Source organism: Prevotella sp. SGI.167 (assembly GCF_050313615.1).
Taxonomy (GTDB): domain Bacteria; phylum Bacteroidota; class Bacteroidia; order Bacteroidales; family Bacteroidaceae; genus Prevotella.
In genome coordinates this window covers 1-25,462 of record NZ_JBNPLT010000020.1, presented here as the reverse complement: position 1 = coordinate 25,462, position 25,462 = coordinate 1, and the positions used below count along the sequence as shown (strand labels likewise).

Below are 25,462 nucleotides of genomic sequence, written 5' to 3'. Positions count from 1 at the left end.
ATGGGAGTTCATACCTTAATTATTTATATAGGGAAATAAAGAGGAGCGTTCCTGAGATTGCATGATATGGCATTCTCAGGAACGTTTCTTTTTTGTGTTAAGAGACCTTTCTGATGTGTTAACAAGTGTTCGTGTTCGCACACAAATCTTTGATTTACGTCAAAAAATGTTGGATTCATGCATTTTTATGGGAAAAAGTATTGCAGTTTCAAAAAATAGTTGTACCTTTGCATCAGAAAAAATGAGTTTTAGGTTTTTAGTTAGGTAATAGATTTTATAGGTTTAGTTTTTAGGTTTAAGGTTGTTAGTTTTTTTATATTAGGTGTTAGTTAAGGTAAAGAAAGATTGTTTATTCAAGGACGACAGGTATTTAGTTTGTTAGGTTAAATAGGTTGTTTATTCTAGGTTAATGACAGTACTGTCCCGCTTCAGTGGGAGATAAGTTTTGGGAAAAACAAAGGTACGAAACATGTATTAAAAAAATAAAAATGGCGATTCCTTTTTGGAGTCGCCTTTTTTTGCGTTTAAATTATAAATAGGTGACGTTTAAATCATAAATTGATAGATTTTACGTTTTACTCATAAATAGATTGTGTAAATTCATAAATAGAAGAAAAATGCTATTCAAGAATAAGACAGATTATCTGATGGAGTCTATCCGCTTAGGGCGCCCGATGACAGGCGGTGAGAAGCTGAATCTCATCGCTGGTTTGAGTGTACCCTCCATGCTGGCACAGATTTCTACCGTGCTGATGTTTTTTATTGATGCTTCGATGGTGGGGCATCTAGGCGCTGAGGCTTCGGCAAGTATAGGAATTATCGAGTCAACAACCTGGTTGATAGGTAGCTTGCTGAGTGCAGCAGCCACCGGTTTCTCGGTGCAGGTAGCTCATTTCATTGGTGCCAACGACCTGGTGAAGGCTCGCCAGGTATATCGTCATGCCCTGATATGTGGAGTGGCTTTCAGCCTCTTCGTTACGCTTATCGGTGTAGGCATTCATTCCCATCTGCCTTATTGGCTGGGTGGAGGTGAGGACATCGCTCCCAATTCCTCTCGCTATTTCCTGATTTACAGTCTAGTATTGCCGTTTGTGTTCCTGTATCATATTTCCGAGATGATGCTCAAGTCGGCAGGCAATATGCATACGCCCAGCATCATGGCTGTATTGATATGCCTGTGTGACGTGGCTTTCAATTATCTCTTCATTTATATTATGAAGATGGGTGTGGTGGGAGCAGCGATGGGTACGGCTTTGGCGTATATCAGCATCTCTTTGCCCAATCTCTATCTTTCGGCATTCAGAAACCGTCTGCTCAATTTCCGTCAGGATAGGGTACCGTTCAGATGGGTAGAGGAATATGTAAGGCACGCCTGCAAGATAAGTATCCCGATAGCCATACAGAATATCCTGATGAGCGGTGCGCAGATAGTGAGCACCATGATTGTGGCACCATTGGGCAATATTGCCATTGCTGCCCATTCGTTTGCCATCACTGCTGAGAGCCTTTGTTATATGCCGGGTTACGGTATCGGCGACGCAGCATCTACGCTTGTGGGGCAGACGCATGGTGCCGGACGCATGAATCTCTGCAAGAATTTTGCTTATATGACGGTAGGATTGGGCATGGGAGTGATGGCATTGATGGGCGTAGTGATGTATGTCTTTGCGCCGGAGATGATAGGGGTGCTGTCACCGGTGGAGAGTATTCGGGAACTGGGTACAGTCTGCCTCCGAATCGAGGCATTTGCAGAGCCTTTCTTTGCTGCGAGTATCGTGACCTATAGCGTTTGCGTGGGTGCGGGCGATACGATGAAGCCTGCCGCCATCAACTTGAGCACGATGTGGCTGGTGCGCCTTACCCTGGCTTATGGGCTTTCGAAAAGCTATGGCTTGGAGGGAGTTTGGATAGCTATGGCTACGGAGCTTACCTTCCGTGGCATCCTCTTTCTTATCCGCCTCTTCCGTGGCTCATGGATGAAGAGCTTCCAATGTTAGTTTTATGTTAAGATTGCAGGCATTTGGAAAGATAATCTTCCAAATGCTTGCAAATCTTTTAATTTTTATGTAATTTTGCAGCAGAAATAGCTAATAATTACATATTTATTAATAAACAGAGAAGAATGAGATTAAGAAAAATTTTCGCAGCAGCACTGTTGCTGCTCTCTGTGGGAACAGCGATGGCGCAGCAGATGCCACCTATCCCAGTGGATAAGAATGTGAAGATTGGTCATCTTGACAATGGATTGACCTATTACATTCGCCACAACAGTTATCCTGAGCATGTAGCCAGCTTCTATATCGCCCAGAAAGTAGGTTCTATTAATGAGAACGATGACCAGCGCGGTTTGGCTCACCTCCTTGAGCACCTTGCCTTCAATGGTACTGAGCACTTCAAGGACAATACCCTCCAGAGCTATCTGCAGAGCATCGGTGTGGAGTATGGTCGTAATCTGAACGCTTATACCAGTGTTGACAAGACCGTTTATTACTTCACCGATGTGCCTACTGCCCGTGTTTCTGCCGTAGATTCATGTATGCTCATCCTGAAGGATTGGAGCAATGGCATCTCGCTTACCACCAAGGCCATCGAGGATGAGCGCGATGTGGTTCACAACGAGTATCGCATGCGTATGGTAGGTCAGCAGCTCATGTTGGAGCGTGCTCTCCCTAAACTCTATCAAGGCGAGAAGTATGGCTATCGTTTGCCTATCGGTTTGATGAGCGTTATCGACGGATGTAAGCCTGAAACACTCCGTGCTTACTATCGTAAGTGGTATCGCCCGGATAATCAGGCTATTATCGTTGTTGGTGATGTAGACGTTAACCATATTGAGGGCAAGATCAAGGAGCTTTTCTCAGGCATTAAGGTGCCTAAGGATGCTGCTAAGGTGATTCCTGTTCCTGTAGCTGATAACGATACTGCCATCTACGTAGTGGATAAGAACAAGGAGCAGCAGTATGACATCATCAACATCATGATGAAGAACGAGACAACTCCTGATTCATTGAAAGGTACTTTGCCATATCTGCTTGAGGGTTACTTGAAGAATGTGGCAACCTCTATGCTCAATGCTCGTTTTTCTGAGATGGCCCGTGAGGCAGATTGTCCATTCCTGCAGGGAGGTAGTGATATTGGCAACTATCTGGTTTCCAGTACAAAGGATGCTTTCTCAGTGGTAGGCGTGGCTAAGCCGGGCAAGGTGAAGGAGGCATATGCTGCCTTGATGCGCGAAGCTAAGCGCGTGCATGATTTCGGCTTTACGGCTTCTGAATATCAGCGTGCCAAGGACGAATTCATGAGTCATGTTGACAAGACTTACGAGAACCGTGCCAAGATGAAGAATGAGCAGTTTACCACTCAGTATGTTGACCATTTCATCTCTAACGAGCCAATTCCTTCTGTAGAGGATGAAACTCAGATCTATAAGATGGTAGTGCCACGCCTTTCTGTAGATGTGGTTAACAGTGCCGTGAAGCAGTTGATCTGTACTACCGATACCAACCTTGTAAGCATGGTGTTCATGCACGAGGCAGAGGGTGCCGTTTATCCAACCGAACAGGAACTTGCCGACATCGTGAAGCAGGTGCGCAGCGAGAAGCTTGAGGCTTATGTGGACAATGTGAAGCAGGAGCCGCTGATGGCTCAGGCACCTAAGGCAGGCAAAATCAAGAAGACTGAGGAGAACAAGCAGTTGGGCTTCAAGAAGCTTACCCTCTCCAACGGAGCCAAAGTAATTATCAAGAAGACAGACTTCAAGGACGATGAGATTCAGTTTGCTGCTTCTGCCAACATCGGTTATGCAGCTTATCAGAATGACCCTATCAATGCGCAGAATGCCAGTGCCGTATGGGGATTGAGCGGTTTGGGCGAATTCTCTAGCAATGATTTGGAGAAGGCACTTGCCGGCAAGCAATGTGGTGTAGATTTCTCTTTCTCTACCTTCCGTCACGGTTTGAGCGGTACTACCACTCCTAAGGATCTTGAGACGATGATGCAGCTGGTTTATCTCAATATGACCAATGTTACTAAGGATCAGAAGGCATTCGACAACATGAAGAATACCTATACTACAGTTCTTGCCAACAAGAGCAATAACCCTAGGCTTGTATATCAGGACTCAGTACAGAGCACCCTTTACCTGGGTAGCAAACTGGCTCGCATTCCTGAGGCTTCCGACATCCAGAGCATCGATTATGATGCCTGTCTCGAAATGTGGCATCAGCTCTACAGTAATGCCAAGGATTTCACTTTCTACTTTGTAGGCAACTATGATGAGAAGGTGCTCCTCCCACTCATCGAGCAGTATATTGCCTCTCTCCCTAACCAGGGCATGAAGATCAAGATCAAGAACCAGCCAATGCCTTGTGCTACAGGCAAGGTGAGCAATGTATTCACTAAGGCTATGGAGAATCCTCAGAGCCAGGCTCGCGAGATGTGGTTTGCCAAGATGCCTTATACCCAGAAGAGCAGTGTGCTGGCAGATATGGCAGCACGCCTCCTGGAGATGAAGTATCTGCGCAGCATCCGCGAGGAGTTGAGTGCTGCTTATTCTGCAGGTGCCATCTATGGCGTTTTCTTTGACGCAGACAACAAGGTGCAGATTACCATCAACGGTATGGCTCAGCTGAATCCAGAGAAGGCAGATGTTGCCATCCCATGCTTCTTCAAGGGTATGGACGAGGTGATTGCCAAGGTTGATGCTGACGATTTGCAGAAAGTAAAGGAGATTCTCTTGAAGCAGGCTGGCGTGGATGAGAAGACCAACGGTTACTGGATTCAGACCTTGGGTATGTTCGACCTTCACAAGGTTGATAATTACAGCAACTATAAGAATCTCGTGAAGTCAATCGATGGCGCTCAGATTTCAGACTTCCTCAAGAATGTTATCTTGAAGAGTGGCAATCATGTAGAGGTTATCATGAAGGGCGAGAAGAACAAATAATTCTGATTTGGATATCTGGATATTAGATAGAAAATGAAAAAATCCCGTTGTACGTACCATGCAAGATGGACGACAACGGGATTTTAACTTTTGTTTTTCCCAAAAATTTCAGTTCCTCTTAAAATTTAAGAGTCGTTCTGAAAAATCTCTCTCATTTTCAGTTTTCGGGGTTCTGTTTCCCTGAATCATTCTTTCTCCCTGTTGGGAAAAATAGATTCAGCAGAATCTCTCAACCGAATGTCATTCTGAAAATAATCTCTTTCTAAGAAGAATCTTGTCTCTTGTTCGCTAAAAATCAAAAGACTTAATCTCTTCTTCTTGCCTTAGAGGCAAGCGCCTCGCGGCGTTCATTAAGAATCTGCTGGCATCTGTCGATTGCCTGATTCTGATTCTCTGAATTTACCTTAATTAAATCATTCATAACCTATTGTGATTTTTAAAACGTTGCAAAGATAGGATATTCTGTTCATTTTCGGGGATACTTTTTGAAAAAATATGTCTATTTTTCGTTCTTTTTTGATTTATGTCAAAAAAATGTGCAATCGTTGACACAAAATCGTCACATTTCATTCGTTTTATGAAACATTTATGCAACAAATTAAACCTTTTCTCCTGTTTTTCATCTATTATAATAGTTTTTCCTCATTTATGATGGGAAATATGAAAGTGAAGAAAGCGAATGATATAAGAGAATTAGATTTAAACAAATAAATAGAAAGTAAAAATGAAAAAGGTATTTCTTTTCGCTGCCCTTGTGCTTGCATGCACAGCTGGCAGCAATGCTAGCGCTATGAACGAAGCTGCGCTGAATGCTTCCAATTCTGAGTTGATGCCGGTTAAGAAGTCAACTAAGAAGACTACTAAGAAGTCAACCAAGAAGACTACTAAAAAAACTTCTTCCAAGAAGACGACAGCTAAGAAATCTACTGCTTCTGCGTCTACAGCATCTGCAGCTCCTACTACTACTTCTTCTTCTGCATCTGCAGCAACCACTACTACCGCTAATAATACTTCTGCTACCGTCAATTCTGCAGCAACCGTAGCAGGCGTATTGGGCGCTATCCTGGGTGGTAGTAATGCTGGTAATGGCAGCAACTCAAGCAGTAATGCAGGAAGTATAATCAACGGAATCCTGAACAATGTAATCGGTTCGGGTACATTTAAGCAGGCAGATCTCTGCCATACCTGGAAATACAGCAAGCCAGGGTGCGCCTTCACCTCAGAGAACCTGCTGGCTAAGGCGGGTGGCGAGATTGCTGCCAGCAAGGTTGAGAATAAGCTGGAAGGTTATTACAAGAAGTTTGGATTCAGCAGTTCCAATACCTACTTCACCTTTAATACCGATGGTACTTTCTCTGCCAAGATTGACGGCAAGGCATGGAATGGCACCTATACCTTTGATGAGAAGACTCATGCCATCCAGCTGAAGGGCCTTCTGCTGAGTGCTTCGGGCTATGCCACCAAGACAACCAATGGCATCAGTCTTCTCTTCGACCAGAAGAAGCTGCTCAATCTCATCAAGGCCCTCAGTGCCTTCAAGGGCAGCTCTACATTGAGCGCCGTAGGCAGTATCGCCAACAATTATGATGGTATGCGTGTAGGTTTCGAGATGACAAAGTAATATAATCTTTATTTAAAAAACAATAAAGCCGTCCTCTTCTAATGATATGAGGGCGGCTTTTTGTTTCGATTTTTATATCTTGGCTTATCGCTTTTGCGGTTTAATATATTTCCTATTTCACCTCAATCAGGAGCGGATTCTTCAATGCATCCAGATAATCCTTGATGCGGATTTGCCATTCGGCATAGCTTCTTACATCATATTTGCTCCATGCTGCACCGAAGTAGTAGCTGTATTTCTCCCCATTCTTCAAGCCACGCTTCAAGCCGAGGGCATGACCGGTAGCACCATCGTGCTTCTTATCGAAGAGCTGATAGTAGGTATGGTCGATGCCTTCCGGAAAGAGAACTCCCACATATACTTGAGAATGGTTTACCTCGATATTGTCCGTAGGGTCAGCATAGCTTACGTAATCCTTGGCGAAGGTCTTGCTCTCGGTATCCTCCTCGTGGATAGGGAAACCGGTGGCGAAATCGGTAGGAGTGGTCAAGCCGTCGTACCATACGGTCATCCGGTTGAAGTTGCTGCCCTTGTCGAGCGAGATGATGCGGTGCTCCACCACGTTCTTCATATCGCCTACGGCAGATGGGTTGTAAGTCAGTTCTACGGTGAAGCGGAGCGGACCGTTATCCAATATCCTGTAATCCTTGTAGCAGTAAGGCAGAACCTGGTTCTTGCCCACCATGAGGCTTGGTGCACCCAATCCCAGGGTAGCGCCCACACGATAAGGATCCAATCCGTTTCCGTGGTCGAGATGGAAGGAGGTGAGGATATCCATTTCGCGCGATTCTGCCTGCAGAGCCTTGATTTGCTTGGCAAGAGCAGCAGCCTTTGCTGTGTTCTTCTCTGCCTTTTCCTGCTTTTGCATAGTTCTTACCCTGGCATCAATCTTGTCGCCCTTGATATTGCCGTTCATATCCTTGATGTATCGATCGTAAACCACGGTATCCGGAGTATTCTTCACCCAGATGTCGGTACCGAAGGAACGCTCGCCGGTCTTCTGAAGGGTAGGGCCATATACGCGGTAGGCGCATCGGTCGTTCTCCCATGCGATATCATCCTTTCTTATCTTATAGAGAGCGCCGGTGGCATAAACCTTCTGCTGGTAAGGCTTGCCGATGCTCACGTAGTAAGTGGCAGAGCCGTGAGGACGTATGCTTGCATCTATGAGCAGAAGGCCATCGTGGGTAATCTGCGAGCCAATCTGCTGTCCTCGTTTGTTCTTCACGATGTAAGCCTCTCCCTTTTTAGGGGCAGCATTGCCCAGTTTCTCCTTCACCTCGTTCATGCTGAGGGAGATAAGCTCTGTGCGTGATGCGGAAGTAGGATTGCTTACCACGATAGTGGCTTGCTGAGCATGGCAGTAGTTAGAAGCTGCCAAAGCCAGGAGCATCATCAGGCTCTTGGCCGTGGTGCCCTTCATCATTTTTCCATGAATCTTTTTCATTTTGATTTGTTTGTTTTTGTTTAATACGGATGAATAGTTGTAGATACAGAATAAAGATTTCTCGCAGTTTTGTAGAAAGAACTGCGAGAAATGCCTTTTATTCTTCTATAACGGAGATATCCATGCTGATATCCTCCTTAGGTCTATCACCACGCATGGTTTCACAGTTCTGGATTTTCTCCACGACATCAAGGCCTTCTTCCACCTCTCCAAATACGGTATATTGGTTATCGAGGAATGGGGTTCCGCCTACTTCAGTGTAAGCCTTCTGCTGCTCCTCGGTAAACTTTGGGTAGCCCTGCTCCTTGCAGCGCTTCTTGGTTTCATCCACCAGTTTATCCTGTAGTTTCATTAAGCCTTCGCGGTCGCGGTTGCGGCGGAAGTTCATAATTTCATCATGATGCTCCTTGGCAAGCTGGTTGAAGATATTCTGCTCCATCTGCATGCCCATCTGCTTCTCCATTTGTTTCAGTTCGTTCTGCTTGTAGGTCTTTCCCCATACAATATAAAACTGGCTGCCGCAGCTCTCACGGTTAGGGTTCACCTCGTCGCCAAGGCGTGCAGCGCTCAAGGCACCACGCTTGTGGAAAAGTTGTGGATAAACGAACTCGGCAGGGATGGTGTAATCAGGTCCTCCCGTGCCCAGCATTTTGCCTTTAGGAGCGCCCTTGCTCTCTGGGTCACCGCCCTGGATCATAAAATCCTTGATGACACGGTGGAAGAGTGTGCCATCGAAATATCCCTCCTTTGCCAACTTGATGAAGTTGTCACGATGCTGAGGTGTCTCGTCGTAGAGGCGAACCTTGATATCGCCCTCTGATGTCTTTATCAATACTTTAGCCATAATAATTTATAATCAGTATATTTTATTAATCGGTATATGTTGTAATCGGTATATGTCGTAATCGGTATATGTCGTAATCAGTATATGTCGTAATCAGTATGTTCTTTTTACCTTTTTACTTTTTTACTTTTTTACCTTTTTACTTTTTTACCTTTTTACTTTTCATAATACTCATTCCACTGCTTCATAGCCTCCTGCCAGTCGGTCTGTTCACCGCAGGCTACAGCTTCCTTCTGTCTCTCAGCCTCGTCGCGAGCCTTGTCTCTTGCACGTTTTGCCTTCATAGCCTCGATGGTGGCATCGTCGAGAATCTGGATAGCTCCACGCTTGATGGCATCCTGCAGTTCCTCCTCGCCGAAAGCCTTGCCAGGCTCATTGAAGTCAGAGATATTGAATTCATAATCCACGCGAAGGTCGTGGCGTATCATTTTCTGTTGTAAACGGTTGCCTGCGTTCTTGAGTCGCAGCAACTTGCCGATTTCTTTGATTTCTCCTGCTGAGTATTTATTTCTTCCCATTAATATGATTTGATATTATTATTTCTGTGTGCAAAATTAAGCATAATCCTCGATAAAACCAAGAAAAGTTTCAAGGAATTCACAAAAGAGTCCCTTTATCCTTTTACTTTTTGCCCTTTTTACCCTTTTACCTTTTTTACCCTTTTACCCTTTTACCTTTTTACTTTTTTCCCCTTTTCCCTTTTTACCCTTTTACTTTTTTACCCTTTTACCTTTTTCCCCTTTTACCCTTTTACCTTTTTACCCTTTTACCTTTAAATCACTTCCATGCCTTCTTCTGGTTCAGCTCTATCAGACGGTCGAATTCAAAATCGGCTTTTATTTTATCCAATATTCTCTTTACGATGATATTCATCACGCTTCCTTTGCTGTAGTTGGCAGAGCACATGAAGTTTACTCGTCCCTCCTTGACAAGCTGGCAGGCTGTTTTCTGTTTATCCTCGTTATCATATACAGCAATCGAGTGACCGCCATGTTCCTTTACCATCTTCATGCAAGGCACATCGGTTTCTCCATCTCCGAAGTATATCATTCGGGGGAAAGGGATAGGGCGCTTTTCGTCGGGGATATACTGGTTCACTCTTCTGTTGTCGCTCACCTGTTTGATACCTTTGTTGATTTTGAAGAGGAATTGCGTTTTGGTAGTATAGTCTACGGCTACGGCTGGCCAGTAGGCGATTCCCTCCTTGTTGTAGAGAAAGGAGCAGGCGTAGATGTTCTCAAATTCGTGGGCGATAGGTGTGCCCTCTATCATCTCCTTCAGTCCCGAGGAGTTGATGTAGTGCTTTACGTCCAGTCCGATACTGTTGCCATATTCATTCACGAGCGAAAACCATTGTTTTACGCCGCGGAACAGTTCCACATCCTTGCCGAATTTCTGAAAAGATTCCCGGGTGAGCGAGATATTGTTCTTCTTGGCTTCGTCGAGCATCAGATACATATAGGTCAAAATGCCATTGGCATCCTTACCCTCTGCAAACTTTCTGTTTTTCTCCCAGAACTCGTCTTTTGTCTTGCCTGTAGCCTGTATGAATCCAAACTCCTGCATATTGCCCGGCGACAGTGTGCCGTCGAAATCATAAACCAGTGCTACCTTTGGTCTCTTCTTTGTCATATCTCGTTCTCCTTTCTTTTATATTTACCCTAAACTGTCTATCTCTTTCGGGGATGTTTTTCTCCCATAATTTGCAAATATACATAATTTTCAGCGAATTAGCAAACTATTGGGATATAAAAAAACATAATGAAACAAAAAAGGCGTACAAAACCCATTTCTGAGCATTGTACGCCTTATTCCTCTACGATGCTCGCTCTGGCAAATTCTTGTTTTTGCCGGCACCATTATTGGTAGTTCAGGCTCCACAGGACGTGCTATAGGCGAGCATCTGCATATCGTGACCAAACATAAAGGAATTATTTTCAATCCCAAAATTCTTTTTTGTTACATCAAAAGTCATCAAAAGTAGTTTTCTTGTACATATTATTATGATTTTTGTGAAATAATCTCAAATTTTATGGTTATATGGAGATTTGTTCGTATTTTTGCATCCGTAACAAACAAGAACATATGAACAAATGCTGATAGAATTTACGATAAGAAACTTTATGTCATATAGGGATGAGGTTTCGCTTAGTATGGTTGCTAGCACTACTGTCAAGGAGTGCGAGAGCAATGATGGTTACTCGAATGTTTCCATCATGGATAACGGCAAGCGTTATTTAAGGTCTGCCGCCATCTATGGTGCAAATGGTTCGGGTAAGAGTTCTGTAATTGCAGCCATGGATATTTTCAAGTCTATGGTGCTACGGTCATTTGTCGATGAGAGCATCGTTAAGCGTCTCTCTCTTCTTCATTATCGTTTTGATGTGGAAAGTACAAAAGAGCCTATTTCTATGCAAATGAGATTCATCTGCAATGGAGAAAGATACAGATATGGATTTGAGGTCTGTCAGAACAAAGTGCTGACCGAATGGCTCTTCGTGTTACTTGAAGGGAGTACAAAAGAGAGCTATTGTTTTAAGCGTGAAGGACAAAATATCAAGGTCAACTCAAAAGTGGTAAAGGGTGCAAGAGGAGTTGGCACAAAAACCAGAAGTAATGCCCTATACCTTTCCACAGCAGCTCAATTCAATGTGGAAGTGGCAATGAAGGTAAAAGAATGGTTTCGCAAGCGTTTCAATATTCTTTCAGGTTTAGACGATAACACCTTGGCTTATACTGCAAGGACTTTTATACACAATCCTTTGATTCGTGAGCAAATCCTCAACATGATTGGCATAGTGGATAATTGCATCAAGGATATGAACGTTAAAGAGAATGTCAAGGAAGTTGACACGCAAGATACTCCTTTTGAAATATTGTCTCGTTTGGGCATCCATTTCACTACAGATTCCAACCAACGGATAGAGCAACATGAGTTGGAAATTCTTTCAACCCATGATCTGTATGACAATGGGTCGGTAATTGGTAAGGAGCAGTTGAATTTCAAATTTGAGTCCTTGGGTACAACCAAACTGTTTGCTCTTCTTGGACCATTCTTCGACACCATCCAAAATGGTGGTGTGCTTGTGATTGACGAGTTTGGCGCAAGCCTTCATACACAGTTGTCGGTAGAATTGCTCAAACTATTCTATAGTGTGATGAATACCTTGGGGGCACAGTTGATTATAACAACTCACGATACAAACCTCTTGCGTAAGGATTTGCTTCGTCGTGATCAGATATGGTTCGCTGAGAAATCTTCTGAGGGTGCATCTGATTTGTACTCTCTGGTGGAATACAAAATCAATCAGGCTAATAGCGTCCGTAACGATGCGTCTTTCTCTAAGGATTATCTGCTGGGACGCTATGGTGCTATTCCTTATTTCGGCAATATTGATAAATTCATCATGGAGTATGGCAGCAAAAAAGAAAAGTAAGTTTGAGAACAAGTTCAGAAGCACTGCTGCTTCCGAAAGCCGTACTGCCAATGTAAGAGATGAGCGTAAGGTGAAAGATGAACAGCCCAAGTTATCTTTCAACTTCAAGGATTTCGATTTCAACCAATGCCCTCCAGGACAGACTCTTGAAAAATGGCAAGAAGAGAAAATGCTTGATAAACTTGTAGGGCGATTTGTTGAAGTATGCTCTTTTACAAGACAAGAAGCTGTACAGCAGGGACTCTTGAAGGTATATGGTGATTTTCCTGAAAACAGCCACTTCAAAATTCCTCCGCATATCAAGGGCAAGGTTTCTTGGGGGACGATTCGGAAAATTGGCGGTCAAAAGCCAAGGCTTGCAGGTTACATCATAGAATCTGTATTCTATCCTGTATTCTTGGACAAAGACCATCTGTTCTATCCTTCTACGAAGAAACATACATAAACAAAAAACAGACCGACATGAACTCTCGTTCACATCGGTCTGTTTTTGTCATAACCACCTACTTCTTTTATACGTTTTTATCACAAGTGGTGTATAAGGAAATCCTTCTTGGGTCATTTTCAAGTCCTCGCCGTCAAATTGAGTAAAAAGCAAAAATCCCTTTTACTCTTTTACCTTTTTACTCTTTTACCTTTAAAAGTTTGATTGTCTGTGTTTTTCCCGTAATGCCTGTTACCACGGCGATTCCATTGTCACGAATCTCCACCTTCTCATATTTGGCATCAACAATCACTTTTCCTTTCAATGTCATAACACCCCAATGTTGGGGTATCTGTTCAAAGGCGCAATAAGCACCGACAGGTTGCGCTATACTGTGGTAGAGAGGTGGCACGATAACTTTGCCATCTACCTTCACACCCCATTTCTTTCCTGCTTGATACAATTCTACATGCCCTGCCTCCGACTTCTCTTGCATTAGCAATAACTCCTGTTCCTCTTGCTTTTTCCTGCGCTGCATTTCCATGTCATAAATATGCTTGCCAAGCCGAGGCATCGCAACCATCAAATTCTCGCTTTCTGTTTTGGGTTGATTGCAACCTATATAGGTCTTTTTCAAGCTGGAGTCAACGAAGTAATAATCCTCATGGCTGTCCATGACCACTATGCCACTGTCGTATAGGTCGGCGCACAGCCAATATACATGAGTATGGTCGCCACGTAAAAAACAAGCCTTTTCACTGTTTTCTTTATACATACGCATAGAGCCGCCATCCTCCACTTTATATATCCATTCCTGACAACCACTGGCTGTAGAGCGTTGAAAGTTGTATATCAAATAATATCCATAATTCCATAGGTCATATTGGGAAGGGAGAAAAGGTAAAGCAAAGTACTCGTAGGTACGAGATCTGAAGAGACCATTATATTCGATAAATTCCCATTTATTGATGGTGATTACCTCTGGAGCATCTTTCGCATGAATGTCCTCGTCTATGACAACTCTCGCCAAGAGGTCGTAGTAACATACCGTCTTTCTGCGAGGTCGATAGGATAAGATATTACCTTGCAAGAACTTCATGTCATAATAGTTGCCTGATTCTATCACCTGTTCGCCTTGCCGGTTTACCACCGTCATCTTTCCATCATTCAACTTGACAATGGCAAAATCATCATTGCAATCCACAAACTCCCGATACTTTAGCGACTGCATCAGTTCCTCATGGCTCATTACCATCATCATTTCAGAGTCTTGACCAACAGGCATAGTTTCTTGCTTTCCGTACATCAGGAAAAACTCTCTTTCCTTAGGAGTCTCCTTTTTCTTGCCAACTTTCAGCTTTCCCTCGAACATAGCATTCCAGTTCCATACTTGCGAAGGCAATCCAAACACCCGATACAGTCCCACATTATCTATAATCAAGCAGTTCTTCTTCCCCTTAGCCACTCGCAGTCCACGTCCCACCATCTGCAGATACTTGGCAAGCGACAAGGTAGGTCGAGCCAACTGTACAAACTCCACATCCGGACAGTCAAATCCCTCCGAGAAGATGTCCACATTCACGAGTACTTGGATAGGAGCAAGTCCATCGCCAAGGCGGTTTACACCGCACAAACAATCTGGCGAATAACCTGATACATCCTTTGATGCGCTAGCCGACAAACAATCTGGCGAGACCTTTGATGCTCCACTCATCCCCAGGCGGTCCCATCCCGCACAATCTGGCGAGACCTTTGATGGTCCGCCAACCTTAGAGCGTAGCGGTTCCGAGCGACGAGGAGGAGCGGTTACATCCCCGCTTCCTGAGGAAGAGGGGCTTGGGGAGAAAGTGGAGCCCTCTTTGGAAAGAGGGACGGGGTGATTCGAAAAATCTCCTTCTTTAAGGGTAAAGAGAGACGGGGTGATTTTCGAAAAATTTTGAGAAGTATTAGAAGATTTAAACCTTTCAATAAGTTCTTTTCGTAAAGAACTTGGCGTTTTACTGTCAATAGCAACAGCCGCTATGCCGTTTTCTCTGTAGAACTCGGCAATAGCATTAGCATGACTGATATTGATAGCATACACGATGCCCTTTCTGTCTTTACCAAATTCTTCCAAGCTCCGATAGAGCCTTTCGATACTCGGCTTCTTATTCAGCAGCATATCCATTTCCTTGTTCTGGTAGTCACCATCTGCCCCTCGCTTCTGCAAGGAGTCGATGAGCCGTTGCGTCACACCATCCGATTTGATGCTCACGAAATCGTATGTCGCCAATCTTCCCTTGCTGATAAACTCGGGAATATCCCATGACTGCACCAAGACATCAAACAGGTCAGTAAAACCCTTACCGTTCAATCGGCAAGGAGTAGCCGTCAGTCCCAGGAACTTAGCCTTCGGGAATCTCTCCCACATCTCCTTATAGGTCTTGGCAAGCGCATGGTGCGCCTCGTCAATCACTATCATCCCCGGTTCTTCCTCTATCTCGTCATAGTGTTTAGCCAACCATTGTATCGACACCGCCTTGATAGGAACATTGAATGCGCTAGCCGACAAACAATCTGGCGAGACCTTTGATGCTCCACTCATCCCCAGGCGGTCCCATCCCGCACAATCTGGCGAGACCTTTGATGCTCCACTCATCCCCAGGCGGTCCCATCCCGCACAATCTGGCGAGACCTTTGATGGTCCGCCAACCTTAGAGCGAAGCGGTTCTGAGCACCGGAGGGCGGTTACATCCCCTCCTTCTGAGGAGGAGGGGCTTGGGGTGGAGGTGGAGCCCTCTTTGGAAAGAGGGACGGGGTGATTCGAAAAACTGAAATTCAAAAGAAACTTATTCAAAGTGTCTTTTATCTGCGACACCAACTCACTTCTATGGGCAACAATCCAAACATTGCAATTGGAATGTTCCCTCAAAAACGATTCTACGACCGAAGCGAGTAGAACCGTTTTACCCGTACCCGTTGGCATTTGTGCCATCACGGACCGATGAAGGCGCAACGCCTTCTCAATCCGTTCCTTCATATCCTCTTGGTAATCAAAAAGCTTGATTACATTCATATTTTCAAATTATAATTAAATATTGTTATATTTTCGCCATATTGGTTGCCTACTCCGGATAATATCAGCGATACCAATAGATTCTCTTTGAGAATGCCATGACTACAGCTCTAGGTAGTAAACTCATCAGCATAGCCCATTGATTGGTCTATGCTAATAAACATATTCTAAAACGGCAAGAAATTCCTTCAACTTTAAATCTTTGTTAATTTTACATAGAGATATATCATATATATAGAATATATTATGTATCTTTGCAAAAAAGTAGAACCATTTAAATAAATACATTTATGAGTACAGTTTCAGTAACACCTTCCAAAAGAAAGATCATCGACTTAAAAGATGAAACTTTTAAGACCCTATCCATTATGGCTATTCAGAAGGGAACCAACCTCAAAAACTATATTGAGGATATACTTAATGGTATAGCCGAGGATTACGAAGATGCAAAGCTCTATGCCAAATTAAGAAAAGAGCAGCCAGAGGGCCTCATCCGTGCCAACAAAGAAGAACAAGAAGATTTTGAAAAGTGGTTAGGCGTATGAAAGTCGAATTTTCTAAAGCCTTTATCAAAGCTTCCAAACATCTTTCCGGTAAGATGCTCGATTCTTTAAGACGTACGATAGCAGAAGTTAAAGCAGCCAAAGACATTCAAGATATCACTGACTGCAAGAAACTTGTTGGGTATCGTAATATATATAGAATTCGTTTAGGAGACTATAGAGCACTATTTACTCTAGAAATCGAGTTTTCTGGCAATACTATATTCTTTCAATATCTTTCTCCACGAGGCGAAGCCTATGGAAAAAAGATGAAAACAGATCTTAAGCGAATAGACAAAGAATAATTATATTCTTCAGTCTCCCCCTTTCCCCCGGCGGTCCCATCCCGCACAACCTGGCGCAGACCGCTTTGGTCCGCCAACCATAAAGCGAAGCGGTTGCCAGATGGTCGTGCTTGAACTCTCGGCAAGTGATGGTCATCACATATCCAGCTATCAAGGCAGCATCAATCAGATTCCCTTTCTTCTTCATGCCCTTGGCTTTCCTCAGCATTGCCCCCAGGTCTTGCTCTATCTTCCTCCAGTCCAATTGCGGTTGCCCAAATCTCTTACCCAACACACCAGCATGAGCAAAGCAAGCCTCCACCTGCTCCTTGTAGTTACCACGCTCCGGCTTCCAATACTTTTCCACTAAAGCGGTAGCAAAGTCCTCATGCGTAGCTGCATACTGCCACACAAAAGCTTTAATCTCCTTGCCCGATATTTTCGAGAGTACTTTATCTATCTTGTCTATTTGAGTGTTTGTGTTCATTGATTTTGATTTTCATTGTATATTACGCTCATTACCATTGAAAAGAATATGATAACAGACATAGAAAGTGCAACCTTTGAAATTTAAGCATTATGATACAGAACAAATTGTTCCATGATTGCCTCGCTGCGGTAATGCATCAACTAAAAAGATACAGCATGCAACGTTTGGAAGCCAAAAATGCCTACAAATATCATATAAATATTGTAAATTATTCGTTAATTGGTCTTAAATATGTAAAAATCAATGGGATAAATTTGTTTAAGAAAAAAAATACCCGTAACTTTGCTGCAGCTCATTGACCAAGTTGTTAAAGGAGTTACGAGGTCGTATAGCAGGTTGCTATACGACCTTTGCTTTAATCATTTATCCTTTGCATTATATTTTTTACTGAACTTTCGCATATCAGGAAGTTCAGTTACAAATAGTTACACCTATCAGTTTTTTGAAAAAAATTATATTTGCTCCCCACCGCAGTATCGCTCTGCGCTTGTCGCCACTCGAATGAGAAAAAATGCATTAATTAATATGGTGCACAACTATTAATCCTGACTAAATCTAATTTTTACATTCTTACAACACACAAAATGATTCTGCTTCCTTACAAGTTCTGCGGTAGTATGTAAGAAATCCTCACATGCTTTTAAAATCTTTTTTGAACTCCCTTCAAAAAACTATGCAAATACATTAATAGATAGGGATTTTTGTTAATCTTGATTAAACTTACCCCAAAATCAAGTTGAATATTTGCAACATATAAATATTTGTATTATCTTTGCAGTAGAAAAATAACTCTTGACGTATTGAAAGGCTACGTGTGTCGTAGCTCACTCGTGTAGATACGCAGGAGTTATTTTTTTGCTTTCGAAGTATCACGGACATAATTACTTGGTTTGAAGCTCCAATGGCTGTATGGCAAAGTCCATCTTTCCTCAATTTGGCTGATGCCAGTACTTTCCCCAATATTAAATCCTGGATGCAATTCCCGTATCTTGGAATTAATATATTTATAAAGCTTTTCCTTGACAATAGTTCTTTTACCTCTGCGATTGGTTGTACCATCCTTGATTTTATGCTTATTATTGAGACGAAAGCAAATCGATCCCAAGATTAAGTCCATAAATTGCAACATAAGATGTTCTGAAGAATCAATTTCACAAATATCAGACTCACGAATATGTATATTAGCCTTTTGAAATCCCTTATCATAGTTGAGTCCATAGATAAATTTCTTAAACTCCTTCTTATCCTCACCCTTCAAAGGAATATCATCCAACATTATTTTTAAGTACTGAGGTTTGTTCTCAGGATTAGAATATTGGAAACCAAAAGCATGCTTGATAAATTGATAGTATAACAAAGGATAAGCCTTATGTCTTTGTTCTCTTGTTAAATAGGGAGCCGTATACTGGTTATTACGAAAAAAAATTCGTATTTTGATATAACCTTGAGCCAACAAATCAAAGATGAAATCAACCAGAGTCAAATACTTCTCATACCAATATTCATTTACTTTTTGCCATTTGATTTCCTCCGTTATACCAAACTCTTCAACAAAAGTTTTAGACATAGCTAACACATTCTCGTAGTTTTTAGAATCTACGAGAATGCCGCCATAGAAATTGGAGTAATACGCCCCCTCTTTATCACTTTCATCGAACCAAATATAATACATAATCTTTTTTTGCAGCAAATATACGCTTTTTCCTCGAAACCACCAAGAAAATCGAAAGAAATCTGCAACTCATCAGCAAATTACCACAAAAATCAGAAAACTATAAACTATTAACTGTAAACTATAAACTGCTATTCCCCCGGCGGTCCCATCCCGCACAAAATGGCGCAGGGCTTTGATGCCCCGCCAACCTTAGAGCGTAGCGGTTCCGAGCTCCAGAGGGCGGTTACATCCCTAATCCCTATGGTAGGGATTTAGGGCTTGGGTATAGGGTAAGGACCCTCCCGCAGGGGTTTCTGTCCCCTACAAGGGGAACCGAAAGGGTCGTAAAGACTATTGAAGACAGGTGGGGCAAATATAGCACTGTAGGGCGGTTACATCCTTCCCTTTTCGAGAAGGGAAGGCTTGGTTAGGATGTAGAGCTCTCCTTGCAGGAGAGACGGAGAGGTAGAAAAGTCAGCACTGTAGGGCGGTTACATCCTCTCTCTTCGGGCAAGAGAGAGGCTTGGTGAGAGAGGTGGAGCCTTCTTTAATGGTAAAGAAGGACGGGATGATTTTAGAACAATACCTTTATGATGAGAAAGCATATTGCCTAAAGGAACAATACGATGGTACCGATTGCAGCGATAGCATAGTACCAATACCATTGCTACTCCTTATTTCAGCCCCATCCTGTCATTATCCTCAAACCAGTCACTTCCGTTTTCCACAAAAGAAAACGGACAAGCTCCTTTACATAGATGCAAGCCTTAATGGTATCCTTTCTGCCAGGGTCAGCAAACTTATGACCACAGATAACCCAATCTTTATCTAGGCGCACAATATGGCATTCACCGACTTACGATAACTTGTTGTTTTCTAGTCTTCGAAGTGTAATTCTCCAAAGAATTGATAGTGAGGTATAGTTATGTCTATAAAGCTGAAAGACAAATTACCTTCAGCATTCTTTATCATATCATAAACTTTCTTACATTCCACATCTGCTGTACCATAGAAATTGATATCAGACTCTACATCAGCCTGTGCGAACATTTTTGTGTCATTAGGCAATTCCTCCCCTTCCATCATTCAACCATTCATCAGCATTGATACCCCTCCATTTTGGAGTGGCCTTATGAATCAAGCCCATAAGATAATCTTCATCGAACTTCGGCTGATAATCCAATAACTCCACCAAAGATAAAGTAGATTTATCAATGTCGCCCGTAAGAATATTCTTCTTGGCACGAACACGCACGCCAAACTTCTTATAAAGAGGATTCCCCTGATAACCTGCCAAATATTCCTTATCTGTACGAATGGTCAAAGAACCAGCCTCCTTAGTATCCAAATGAATGTTAGCCTTATCCTTACCACCAGCATCAGTCAAAGTCCCATAATAATAGCACTCTACATCCACCATGATATTCTCATGACGAACATAATGAGTAGTAGGAGTTATTTTAAAAATGCGATCTGGCTTGTCGGAAGTTCCAATCTCTATATTATAATTATAGCGCAAGGCAAAAGACTGTAGGTTTTCTATAGCTTGCGCACTTGCCACCTCCAACTTATCAATATACCCATTTCCCTCTTCTATTACACCTAGCATAGAAGAGACCAAGAGTACATTTTGCATGGAAGTTCTAAAGATATTTACGACAGAACCGGCCTTCATTTCATAGGAAATAGTCGGGCGATCCTTTCGTTTTTTCTTGTCTGGATACAACAAATTCTCCACTTCATCGAGCAGAAAACGAATTTGCCCGATGTCAAAATTGGCAGGAGAAAGCGGCTCATCCCCATTCTTGCCAATAATTCTTAGTGAAATTTCATTCTTATCCATCATGGTGCAAATATAATATATTTAATTCAATAACTAGTTAAAAGTCCTTTCTTTTTAGGATAAATTATCTTTTATATTATAACTTGCCACCAAAGTTACGCTTTTTTCTTCGAAACCACCAAGAAAATCACAAGAAATCTGCAAGTTATCAGCAAATAACCAAGAAATCAATCGTAAACTATTAACTATTAACTGTAAACTATAAACAGCTGTTCCCTACCTCAGCAAGCTATAGTAAGGCGGTCCCATCCCGCACAACTTTTATCTTATATAGCCCAACAAGTCAAGATACATCATCCTTGACTCCAAGTGTTCATCTTCAGGAATATGATTTGCTTCTTTCTCTAATTCTTCTGTTGAGTACAAGAATTTGAAGCCATTCTTTCCATAAAAACGTAATACATTTTCCTTGTTATAGGCATCAACCACAATAAAACGGCAACCAGTCTTATTATCAGGTAACAAAAACCAAGATATGATATAGTCTATTGCTTGTGAGCCAATACCATCGTTAGTATCTTGAAAATTCTTCGCAACTCCAAGTCTTCCTATCAATACCGCCGGATAACTTCTTGTTCTTTTGGAATTCGGAATTTTCCTTTGTATTTTGTTTCTTGAAGCATTTGGAATTAAAGCAGCCTTGATACTGTCGTTAGCCAGAGTAAAGGCACAGACTATTTCATTCCTACCACTTCTTTCTGTAGCAAAGAAATATGTTTTCCCCAATAATTGTCCATCATAGAGACAAGCCTCTTGATGAAAGAAATCATCAAGGTCTTCATCGCCACAACAGAAAGAATCAAGCTCATTTTTTGTCGTAACACGATAAAGCGAGCAATTACTTTGCAAAAGGACTCTTTCCTCCATGCGCTTTCAAATTAGCAGTTGAACGAACCAATATTTTCTCCACATCAGCAAATGACATTCGCAAAGCCTTTCTTTGCGGATTACGTTCATTCTCCTCTGCCTCACGAACAAATCGTTTAGCGGTCTCACCTGTCAAAACAGGAATACTTCTTATCTCTAATGCCATAACCTTTCATTTTAAATGATTAAACTTATGTTGCAAAATTATGCATTTTCTGCGAAACCACCAAGGAAAATGCCAAAAATCTGCAAGTTACCAGCAAAATATCACTAAATAAAGTTATCCCCAGGCGGTCCCATCCCGCAAAATATGGCGCAGGGCTTTGATGCCCCGCCAACCTTATAGCGTAGCGGTTCTGAGCACCGGAGGGCGGTTACATCCTCTCGTCCCAGAGGGTTTCTGTCCCCCAGAACTGGGGGAACCGAAGGGGGCGTAAAGACTATTGAAGAGAGGCTTGGTGAGAAAGGTGGAGCCTTCTTTAATGGTAAAGAAGGACGGGATGATTTTAGAAAAACCTCCTTTTGGCCAAAGGGAGACGGAGGGATTCGAAAAATATCACCTCAATATTTTTTGGAAAAAATCCTTTTAGTTTTCGAAAGGACTTTCAAAGTCCTTCAGCACCTCATGTTTCGTATCCTTTTCCGAAAGATTAGAGTGTTCCATAGGAATGCGCCAATCGATACCGAGAGAATCATCCAAGATAGAGAAATCCACAGTAGCCTCCATACCTAGTACACATTTTACCAATTAAGTCCAAGTAAACTAAGACTACAGGAAATATCTGAGTAACAGATTAACCTTATTCCACCGTCACACTCTTCGCCAGATTTCTCGGCATATCCACATCCAGTCCCTTATCCACAGCCACATAATATGCGAGCAGCTGCAGCGGAACCACGCTCAGCAGCGGAACCAGCGCATTCAGGGTTCTTGGAATCTCCAGTACATTATCCGCAATCTTCTTCACCTGCTGGTCACCCTCCGTTACCACGGCAAGGATGCGGCCGTTTCTCGACTTCACCTCCTGCATGTTCGAGATAATCTTCTCATATAGCTGATGATGGGTTGCGAGGAACACAATCGGCATATCCTGATCTACCAGAGCAATAGGACCATGCTTCATTTCGGCAGCAGGATAGCCCTCGGCATGGATGTAACTGATTTCCTTCAATTTCAACGCACCCTCCATTGCCACAGGATAGTTTACGCCACGCCCCAAGTACAGGAAGTTGTGCGCATAGGTAAACATTCTCGAAATATCCTTGATCATCGGAGCCTGCTCCAACACCTTCTCCATCTTCTGCGGAATCTCAGAAAGTTCCTCTATCATCTGATAGTAGTCAGCATTGTTTAGGGTTCCCAACTCATGTCCCAAGGCCAGGGCTAGAAGTGTAAGAACCGTTACCTGACCGGTGAATGCCTTCGTACTTGCCACACCAATCTCTGGACCCACATGGATATAGATACCCGTATCCGTTTCACGGGCGATGGAAGAACCAACACCATTCACAATACCGAATATCAGCGCACCCTTCTCCTTCGCCAGCTTAATCGCCGCCAAGGTATCCGCCGTCTCACCACTCTGACTGATTGCAATCACCACATCCTCCGGCTCAATCACAGGGTCGCCATAGCGGAACTCACTGGCATACACCACCTCCACTCTCTTGCGGCACATCTTCTCAATCAGCTGCTTACCAATCAGTCCGGCATGCCAGCTGGTACCACATGCCACGATGATGATATGCTTCGCCTGAACCAGTCGGCCACGATAATCACGAAGCGCAGAAAGAACAATGCGATTATTCTCAGGATGTTCCTTGTCAGCAAAGAGGCGACCACTCATACAATCCTTCAGACAGTTAGGCTGGTCATAAATTTCCTTCAGCATAAAGTGATCAAAACCACCCTTGCTCAGTTTGCTGATATCCAGATCCACGGTCTTGATATCATAATGACATGCCGAATGCTCCAGGTTGATGATATTCAACTCCTCACCTACCCTGACGTCAGCAATCTGACCATCTTCCAGATACACCACTTTATCCGTATGCTCCACGATAGGAGTCGCATCACTGGCGATATAGAAATCCATATTATCCATCCCCACACCAACTACCAGCGGACTAGACTGGCGAGCAGCCACCAGATGGCTAGGGTTATTCTTCTCGACAACAGCAATGGCGTAAGCACCGATGGCACCGTTCAGCGCCTGACAAACGGCAGAAACCAAGTCCTTGCCATTCTGTTGGTAGTAGAAATCAATCAGCTGCACCAGCACCTCGGTATCGGTAGTACTCTTAAACTCATAGCCCTTCTCAATAAGCTGTTCCTTCAAAACCTGATAGTTCTCGATGATGCCATTATGCACCATCGCCAAGTCACCACTCATGCTCACATGAGGATGCGCATTGGTAGCAGAAGGCTCACCATGGGTAGCCCAACGGGTATGAGCGATACCTACATGACCACTGCAATCCTTCTCGGCAGCCATCGCCTCCAGGTTAATCACCTTACCCTTTGTCTTGTAAATATTCAGTTGATTCTGACTATTAATCAATGCCACACCAGCGCTGTCATATCCACGATATTCCAGCTTCTTCAAGCCATCGATAAGGACAGGATAAGCATCATTCTGACCAATATATCCAACAATTCCACACATAATTCCGTTACTCTCTTTTAAATTTGTTATTTATTGATTCGTTTTTTCCAATCCAGGAATCTCAGGATGAGCGAGATCTGGTCCTCCCACTTGTCGCTCAATCTCATCGCCTCCTCCTTGTTATAAGCAGGATGACTTTTGGTAAAACCACTGAAAATTTCATCAATACAAACACTTTCCTCCGTTTCATAAAGGGTATTGACCAAGTCGAACATTCGGGCCTCATCACTAGGATGAAACGACTCCGGATGTTCAGACAGCCAAAGATTGAATTTACTTTTACTCTCTGAATTCATAAATTAAATATTATAAATGGATGGTAGTATCTGCTAATCAGTACCATCATCTGTGTTAATCAGTCCATTACCTTATTTAAAAAGCAAATAAGCCAACAGGATGAGCAGATCTTTTATTCAAAGCTCAGCCCATCTTATTGTATATAATTAAAAATCTAAAGTCTTATCCTTTTGTGTTTCTCATATATTAGGTATTAAAGAGGAAGTTTAATCTTTGCATTTTTTGAGCGTTCCATCATACGACGGATTGCATCTTGTGCACCTTCAGGGGTTACAGTTGTAGGCGTATTTCTACTACTCTCTGCAATCTCTATAAAACGCTCAGCAACATCACCAGTCAATACTGGAATTGTTTTAATAGCTATTGCCATAATCTTATCTCCTATTATTTATCATAAACAGAGAAAATTCCACCATTACATATCAATTATTCATCTTTTCCACCAATTACATTCTTGATAATTTCATCAACAACATAATCAAAGTAACGAGCACTCTAGTTACAGCCATTTTGATATTGCTTTAATTGTTCTTGGAGATTTCTTATGTTTATACTGCCGATAATCAATATTCGACAAATCAGGACGTTCCATTTCATCCCAAGATGGGAATTGTGACAACTCTGCGGAAAGTTCTGCATCCGTCTTAGTACGATATTTACTACGATATTCTTTTACCGGCTTACCATTAAGAATAACTAAGCAGGTGTATAATTTATCAATATCCTTAGAAGAATATATTGCATCCATAAGACAATGTCTCATTTCCTGAACAGACAAAGGAGGCCTTACGACTGGAGTTGGCTCAGCAACCATACCAGCCTCAGCATTATCTTCTGTTATTTTATATTTATTTCCTTCCATACTTTTGTATTTTATGTTAGATGCCGCCAAAATTACGCTTTTTTCTTGAATCCACCAAGAAAATCACAAGAAATCTGCAAGTTATCAGCCAATTACTACAAAATCAACAGTGAACTATTAACAGTAAACTATTAACTGCTATTCCCAGGCGGTCCCAGCCCGCACAACCATGGCGATGGCTTTT

22 protein-coding genes and 4 pseudogenes are annotated in these 25,462 nt (G+C 42.7%); 8 read left to right on the top strand and 18 right to left on the bottom strand.

Annotated features, from left to right (window positions below):
- The first annotated feature begins 617 nt into the window (after positions 1-617).
- From ACQRBJ_RS10830 to ACQRBJ_RS10820, 3 genes are all read left to right on the top strand, one after another.
- Positions 618-1,997 (top strand): MATE family efflux transporter, encoded by a 1,380-nt coding sequence (locus ACQRBJ_RS10830; protein WP_445303618.1) that lies wholly within the window; start codon positions 618-620, stop codon positions 1,995-1,997.
- 125 nt (positions 1,998-2,122) lie between these two features.
- Positions 2,123-4,945 (top strand): M16 family metallopeptidase, encoded by a 2,823-nt coding sequence (locus ACQRBJ_RS10825; protein WP_445303617.1) that lies wholly within the window; start codon positions 2,123-2,125, stop codon positions 4,943-4,945.
- A 724-nt stretch (positions 4,946-5,669) separates the two neighbouring features.
- Positions 5,670-6,566, top strand: a complete 897-nt coding sequence (locus tag ACQRBJ_RS10820) for a DUF4923 family protein (protein WP_445303616.1) — start codon at positions 5,670-5,672, stop codon at positions 6,564-6,566.
- A gap of 112 nt (positions 6,567-6,678) precedes the next feature.
- Here the strand turns inward: ACQRBJ_RS10820 and ACQRBJ_RS10815 are convergent, their stop codons facing one another.
- From ACQRBJ_RS10815 to ACQRBJ_RS10800, 4 genes are all read right to left on the bottom strand, one after another.
- Positions 6,679-8,013, bottom strand: a complete 1,335-nt coding sequence (locus ACQRBJ_RS10815) for a DUF4861 domain-containing protein (RefSeq protein WP_445303615.1) — start codon at positions 8,011-8,013, stop codon at positions 6,679-6,681.
- A gap of 97 nt (positions 8,014-8,110) precedes the next feature.
- Positions 8,111-8,857: a peptidylprolyl isomerase gene (locus ACQRBJ_RS10810; RefSeq protein ID WP_445303614.1), complete on the bottom strand. Its 747-nt coding sequence runs from the start codon at positions 8,855-8,857 to the stop codon at positions 8,111-8,113.
- A gap of 155 nt (positions 8,858-9,012) precedes the next feature.
- Positions 9,013-9,375: a hypothetical protein gene (locus ACQRBJ_RS10805; RefSeq protein ID WP_294970965.1), complete on the bottom strand. Its 363-nt coding sequence runs from the start codon at positions 9,373-9,375 to the stop codon at positions 9,013-9,015.
- 259 nt (positions 9,376-9,634) lie between these two features.
- Entirely contained in the window at positions 9,635-10,489 is an 855-nt protein-coding gene (locus ACQRBJ_RS10800) for an HAD family hydrolase (protein WP_293632057.1), read from the bottom strand.
- 491 nt (positions 10,490-10,980) lie between these two features.
- Here ACQRBJ_RS10800 and ACQRBJ_RS10795 point away from each other — a divergent pair, with 491 nt between their 5' ends.
- Positions 10,981-12,294, top strand: a complete 1,314-nt coding sequence (locus ACQRBJ_RS10795; RefSeq protein WP_445303613.1) for an AAA family ATPase — start codon at positions 10,981-10,983, stop codon at positions 12,292-12,294.
- A complete protein-coding gene (locus ACQRBJ_RS10790; RefSeq protein WP_295347068.1) occupies positions 12,272-12,739 on the top strand; it encodes a hypothetical protein in 468 nt (155 codons plus the stop codon). Before ACQRBJ_RS10795 ends, ACQRBJ_RS10790 begins: the two co-directional genes overlap by 23 nt.
- 1,444 nt (positions 12,740-14,183) lie before the next feature.
- Here the strand turns inward: ACQRBJ_RS10790 and ACQRBJ_RS10785 are convergent.
- A pseudogene (locus tag ACQRBJ_RS10785) lies at positions 14,184-15,302 on the bottom strand (DEAD/DEAH box helicase); the annotation flags it as partial.
- Between the two features lie 243 nt (positions 15,303-15,545).
- Positions 15,546-15,773, bottom strand: a pseudogene (locus tag ACQRBJ_RS10780) (DEAD/DEAH box helicase family protein); the annotation flags it as partial.
- A gap of 290 nt (positions 15,774-16,063) precedes the next feature.
- Between ACQRBJ_RS10780 and ACQRBJ_RS10775 the strand changes: the two are divergent.
- Together ACQRBJ_RS10775 and ACQRBJ_RS10770 are read left to right on the top strand one after the other, a co-directional pair.
- Entirely contained in the window at positions 16,064-16,318 is a 255-nt protein-coding gene (locus ACQRBJ_RS10775; RefSeq protein ID WP_445303612.1) for a hypothetical protein, read from the top strand.
- Positions 16,315-16,620, top strand: coding sequence for a hypothetical protein (locus tag ACQRBJ_RS10770; RefSeq protein ID WP_293629949.1), 306 nt, complete (start codon positions 16,315-16,317; stop codon positions 16,618-16,620). Before ACQRBJ_RS10775 ends, ACQRBJ_RS10770 begins: the two co-directional genes overlap by 4 nt.
- Here ACQRBJ_RS10770 and ACQRBJ_RS10765 read toward each other — a convergent pair.
- Positions 16,598-17,086 carry a hypothetical protein gene (locus tag ACQRBJ_RS10765; protein ID WP_445303611.1) on the bottom strand — a complete coding sequence of 163 codons (489 nt, stop codon included), beginning with the start codon at positions 17,084-17,086 and terminating at the stop codon, positions 16,598-16,600. The genes ACQRBJ_RS10770 and ACQRBJ_RS10765 overlap by 23 nt on opposite strands.
- 92 nt (positions 17,087-17,178) lie before the next feature.
- Between ACQRBJ_RS10765 and ACQRBJ_RS10760 the strand changes: the two genes are divergently transcribed.
- The gene (locus ACQRBJ_RS10760; RefSeq protein ID WP_445303610.1) at positions 17,179-17,388 is read left to right on the top strand and encodes a hypothetical protein; all 210 of its coding nucleotides are present in this window, start codon (positions 17,179-17,181) and stop codon (positions 17,386-17,388) included.
- A gap of 548 nt (positions 17,389-17,936) precedes the next feature.
- Here the strand turns inward: ACQRBJ_RS10760 and ACQRBJ_RS10755 are convergent.
- From ACQRBJ_RS10755 to ACQRBJ_RS10705, 11 genes and pseudogenes are all read right to left on the bottom strand, one after another.
- A complete protein-coding gene (locus ACQRBJ_RS10755; RefSeq protein ID WP_334560250.1) occupies positions 17,937-18,761 on the bottom strand; it encodes a DUF3800 domain-containing protein in 825 nt (274 codons plus the stop codon).
- Between the two features lie 697 nt (positions 18,762-19,458).
- Positions 19,459-19,563 (bottom strand): annotated as a pseudogene (locus tag ACQRBJ_RS10750) (NAD-dependent epimerase/dehydratase family protein); the annotation flags it as partial.
- Between the two features lie 56 nt (positions 19,564-19,619).
- Positions 19,620-19,829 (bottom strand): hypothetical protein, encoded by a 210-nt coding sequence (locus ACQRBJ_RS10745; RefSeq protein ID WP_445303609.1) that lies wholly within the window; start codon positions 19,827-19,829, stop codon positions 19,620-19,622.
- The gene (locus ACQRBJ_RS10740) at positions 19,804-20,586 is read right to left on the bottom strand and encodes a hypothetical protein (RefSeq protein WP_445303608.1); all 783 of its coding nucleotides are present in this window, start codon (positions 20,584-20,586) and stop codon (positions 19,804-19,806) included. Before ACQRBJ_RS10740 ends, ACQRBJ_RS10745 begins: the two co-directional genes overlap by 26 nt.
- Before the next feature lie 261 nt (positions 20,587-20,847).
- Positions 20,848-21,453: an N-acetyltransferase gene (locus tag ACQRBJ_RS10735; RefSeq protein ID WP_235304853.1), complete on the bottom strand. Its 606-nt coding sequence runs from the start codon at positions 21,451-21,453 to the stop codon at positions 20,848-20,850.
- Complete coding sequence (locus ACQRBJ_RS10730; protein WP_154482375.1) at positions 21,425-21,619, bottom strand: hypothetical protein; 195 nt, start codon at positions 21,617-21,619, stop codon at positions 21,425-21,427. Before ACQRBJ_RS10730 ends, ACQRBJ_RS10735 begins: the two co-directional genes overlap by 29 nt.
- A gap of 420 nt (positions 21,620-22,039) precedes the next feature.
- Positions 22,040-22,177 (bottom strand): annotated as a pseudogene (locus ACQRBJ_RS10725) (dTDP-4-dehydrorhamnose 3,5-epimerase); the annotation flags it as partial.
- Positions 22,178-22,253: 76 nt separating this feature from the next.
- Positions 22,254-24,119 carry a glutamine--fructose-6-phosphate transaminase (isomerizing) gene (glmS, locus tag ACQRBJ_RS10720; protein WP_445303607.1) on the bottom strand — a complete coding sequence of 622 codons (1,866 nt, stop codon included), beginning with the start codon at positions 24,117-24,119 and terminating at the stop codon, positions 22,254-22,256.
- Between the two features lie 26 nt (positions 24,120-24,145).
- Complete coding sequence (locus tag ACQRBJ_RS10715; protein ID WP_445303606.1) at positions 24,146-24,415, bottom strand: hypothetical protein; 270 nt, start codon at positions 24,413-24,415, stop codon at positions 24,146-24,148.
- Positions 24,416-24,609: 194 nt separating this feature from the next.
- On the bottom strand, positions 24,610-24,786 hold the full coding sequence (locus ACQRBJ_RS10710) for a hypothetical protein (RefSeq protein ID WP_445303605.1): 177 nt from the start codon (positions 24,784-24,786) through the stop codon (positions 24,610-24,612).
- 129 nt (positions 24,787-24,915) lie between these two features.
- Positions 24,916-25,278, bottom strand: coding sequence for a hypothetical protein (locus ACQRBJ_RS10705; RefSeq protein WP_445303604.1), 363 nt, complete (start codon positions 25,276-25,278; stop codon positions 24,916-24,918).
- Positions 25,279-25,462 lie beyond the last annotated feature (184 nt).

Excerpts from the sequence above, each read along its gene's own strand:
- ACQRBJ_RS10715 (WP_445303606.1), bottom strand. The coding sequence starts at position 24,415 with ATGAATTCAGAGAGTAAAAGTAAATTCAATCTTTGGCTGTCTGAACAT.
- ACQRBJ_RS10760 (WP_445303610.1), top strand. The coding sequence starts at position 17,179 with ATGATACAGAACAAATTGTTCCATGATTGCCTCGCTGCGGTAATGCAT.
- ACQRBJ_RS10790 (WP_295347068.1), top strand. The coding sequence starts at position 12,272 with ATGGCAGCAAAAAAGAAAAGTAAGTTTGAGAACAAGTTCAGAAGCACT.
- ACQRBJ_RS10825 (WP_445303617.1), top strand. The coding sequence starts at position 2,123 with ATGAGATTAAGAAAAATTTTCGCAGCAGCACTGTTGCTGCTCTCTGTG.
- ACQRBJ_RS10730 (WP_154482375.1), bottom strand. The coding sequence starts at position 21,619 with ATGGCATTAGAGATAAGAAGTATTCCTGTTTTGACAGGTGAGACCGCT.
- ACQRBJ_RS10800 (WP_293632057.1), bottom strand. The coding sequence starts at position 10,489 with ATGACAAAGAAGAGACCAAAGGTAGCACTGGTTTATGATTTCGACGGC.
- ACQRBJ_RS10710 (WP_445303605.1), bottom strand. The coding sequence starts at position 24,786 with ATGGCAATAGCTATTAAAACAATTCCAGTATTGACTGGTGATGTTGCT.
- ACQRBJ_RS10795 (WP_445303613.1), top strand. The coding sequence starts at position 10,981 with ATGTCATATAGGGATGAGGTTTCGCTTAGTATGGTTGCTAGCACTACT.
- ACQRBJ_RS10810 (WP_445303614.1), bottom strand. The coding sequence starts at position 8,857 with ATGGCTAAAGTATTGATAAAGACATCAGAGGGCGATATCAAGGTTCGC.
- ACQRBJ_RS10770 (WP_293629949.1), top strand. The coding sequence starts at position 16,315 with ATGAAAGTCGAATTTTCTAAAGCCTTTATCAAAGCTTCCAAACATCTT.
- glmS (WP_445303607.1), bottom strand. The coding sequence starts at position 24,119 with ATGTGTGGAATTGTTGGATATATTGGTCAGAATGATGCTTATCCTGTC.
- ACQRBJ_RS10815 (WP_445303615.1), bottom strand. The coding sequence starts at position 8,013 with ATGAAAAAGATTCATGGAAAAATGATGAAGGGCACCACGGCCAAGAGC.
- ACQRBJ_RS10755 (WP_334560250.1), bottom strand. The coding sequence starts at position 18,761 with ATGTATTATATTTGGTTCGATGAAAGTGATAAAGAGGGGGCGTATTAC.
- ACQRBJ_RS10775 (WP_445303612.1), top strand. The coding sequence starts at position 16,064 with ATGAGTACAGTTTCAGTAACACCTTCCAAAAGAAAGATCATCGACTTA.
- ACQRBJ_RS10765 (WP_445303611.1), bottom strand. The coding sequence starts at position 17,086 with ATGAACACAAACACTCAAATAGACAAGATAGATAAAGTACTCTCGAAA.
- ACQRBJ_RS10745 (WP_445303609.1), bottom strand. The coding sequence starts at position 19,829 with ATGATGGAAGGGGAGGAATTGCCTAATGACACAAAAATGTTCGCACAG.
- ACQRBJ_RS10805 (WP_294970965.1), bottom strand. The coding sequence starts at position 9,375 with ATGGGAAGAAATAAATACTCAGCAGGAGAAATCAAAGAAATCGGCAAG.
- ACQRBJ_RS10830 (WP_445303618.1), top strand. The coding sequence starts at position 618 with ATGCTATTCAAGAATAAGACAGATTATCTGATGGAGTCTATCCGCTTA.
- ACQRBJ_RS10705 (WP_445303604.1), bottom strand. The coding sequence starts at position 25,278 with ATGGAAGGAAATAAATATAAAATAACAGAAGATAATGCTGAGGCTGGT.
- ACQRBJ_RS10820 (WP_445303616.1), top strand. The coding sequence starts at position 5,670 with ATGAAAAAGGTATTTCTTTTCGCTGCCCTTGTGCTTGCATGCACAGCT.
- ACQRBJ_RS10735 (WP_235304853.1), bottom strand. The coding sequence starts at position 21,453 with ATGGAGGAAAGAGTCCTTTTGCAAAGTAATTGCTCGCTTTATCGTGTT.
- ACQRBJ_RS10740 (WP_445303608.1), bottom strand. The coding sequence starts at position 20,586 with ATGGATAAGAATGAAATTTCACTAAGAATTATTGGCAAGAATGGGGAT.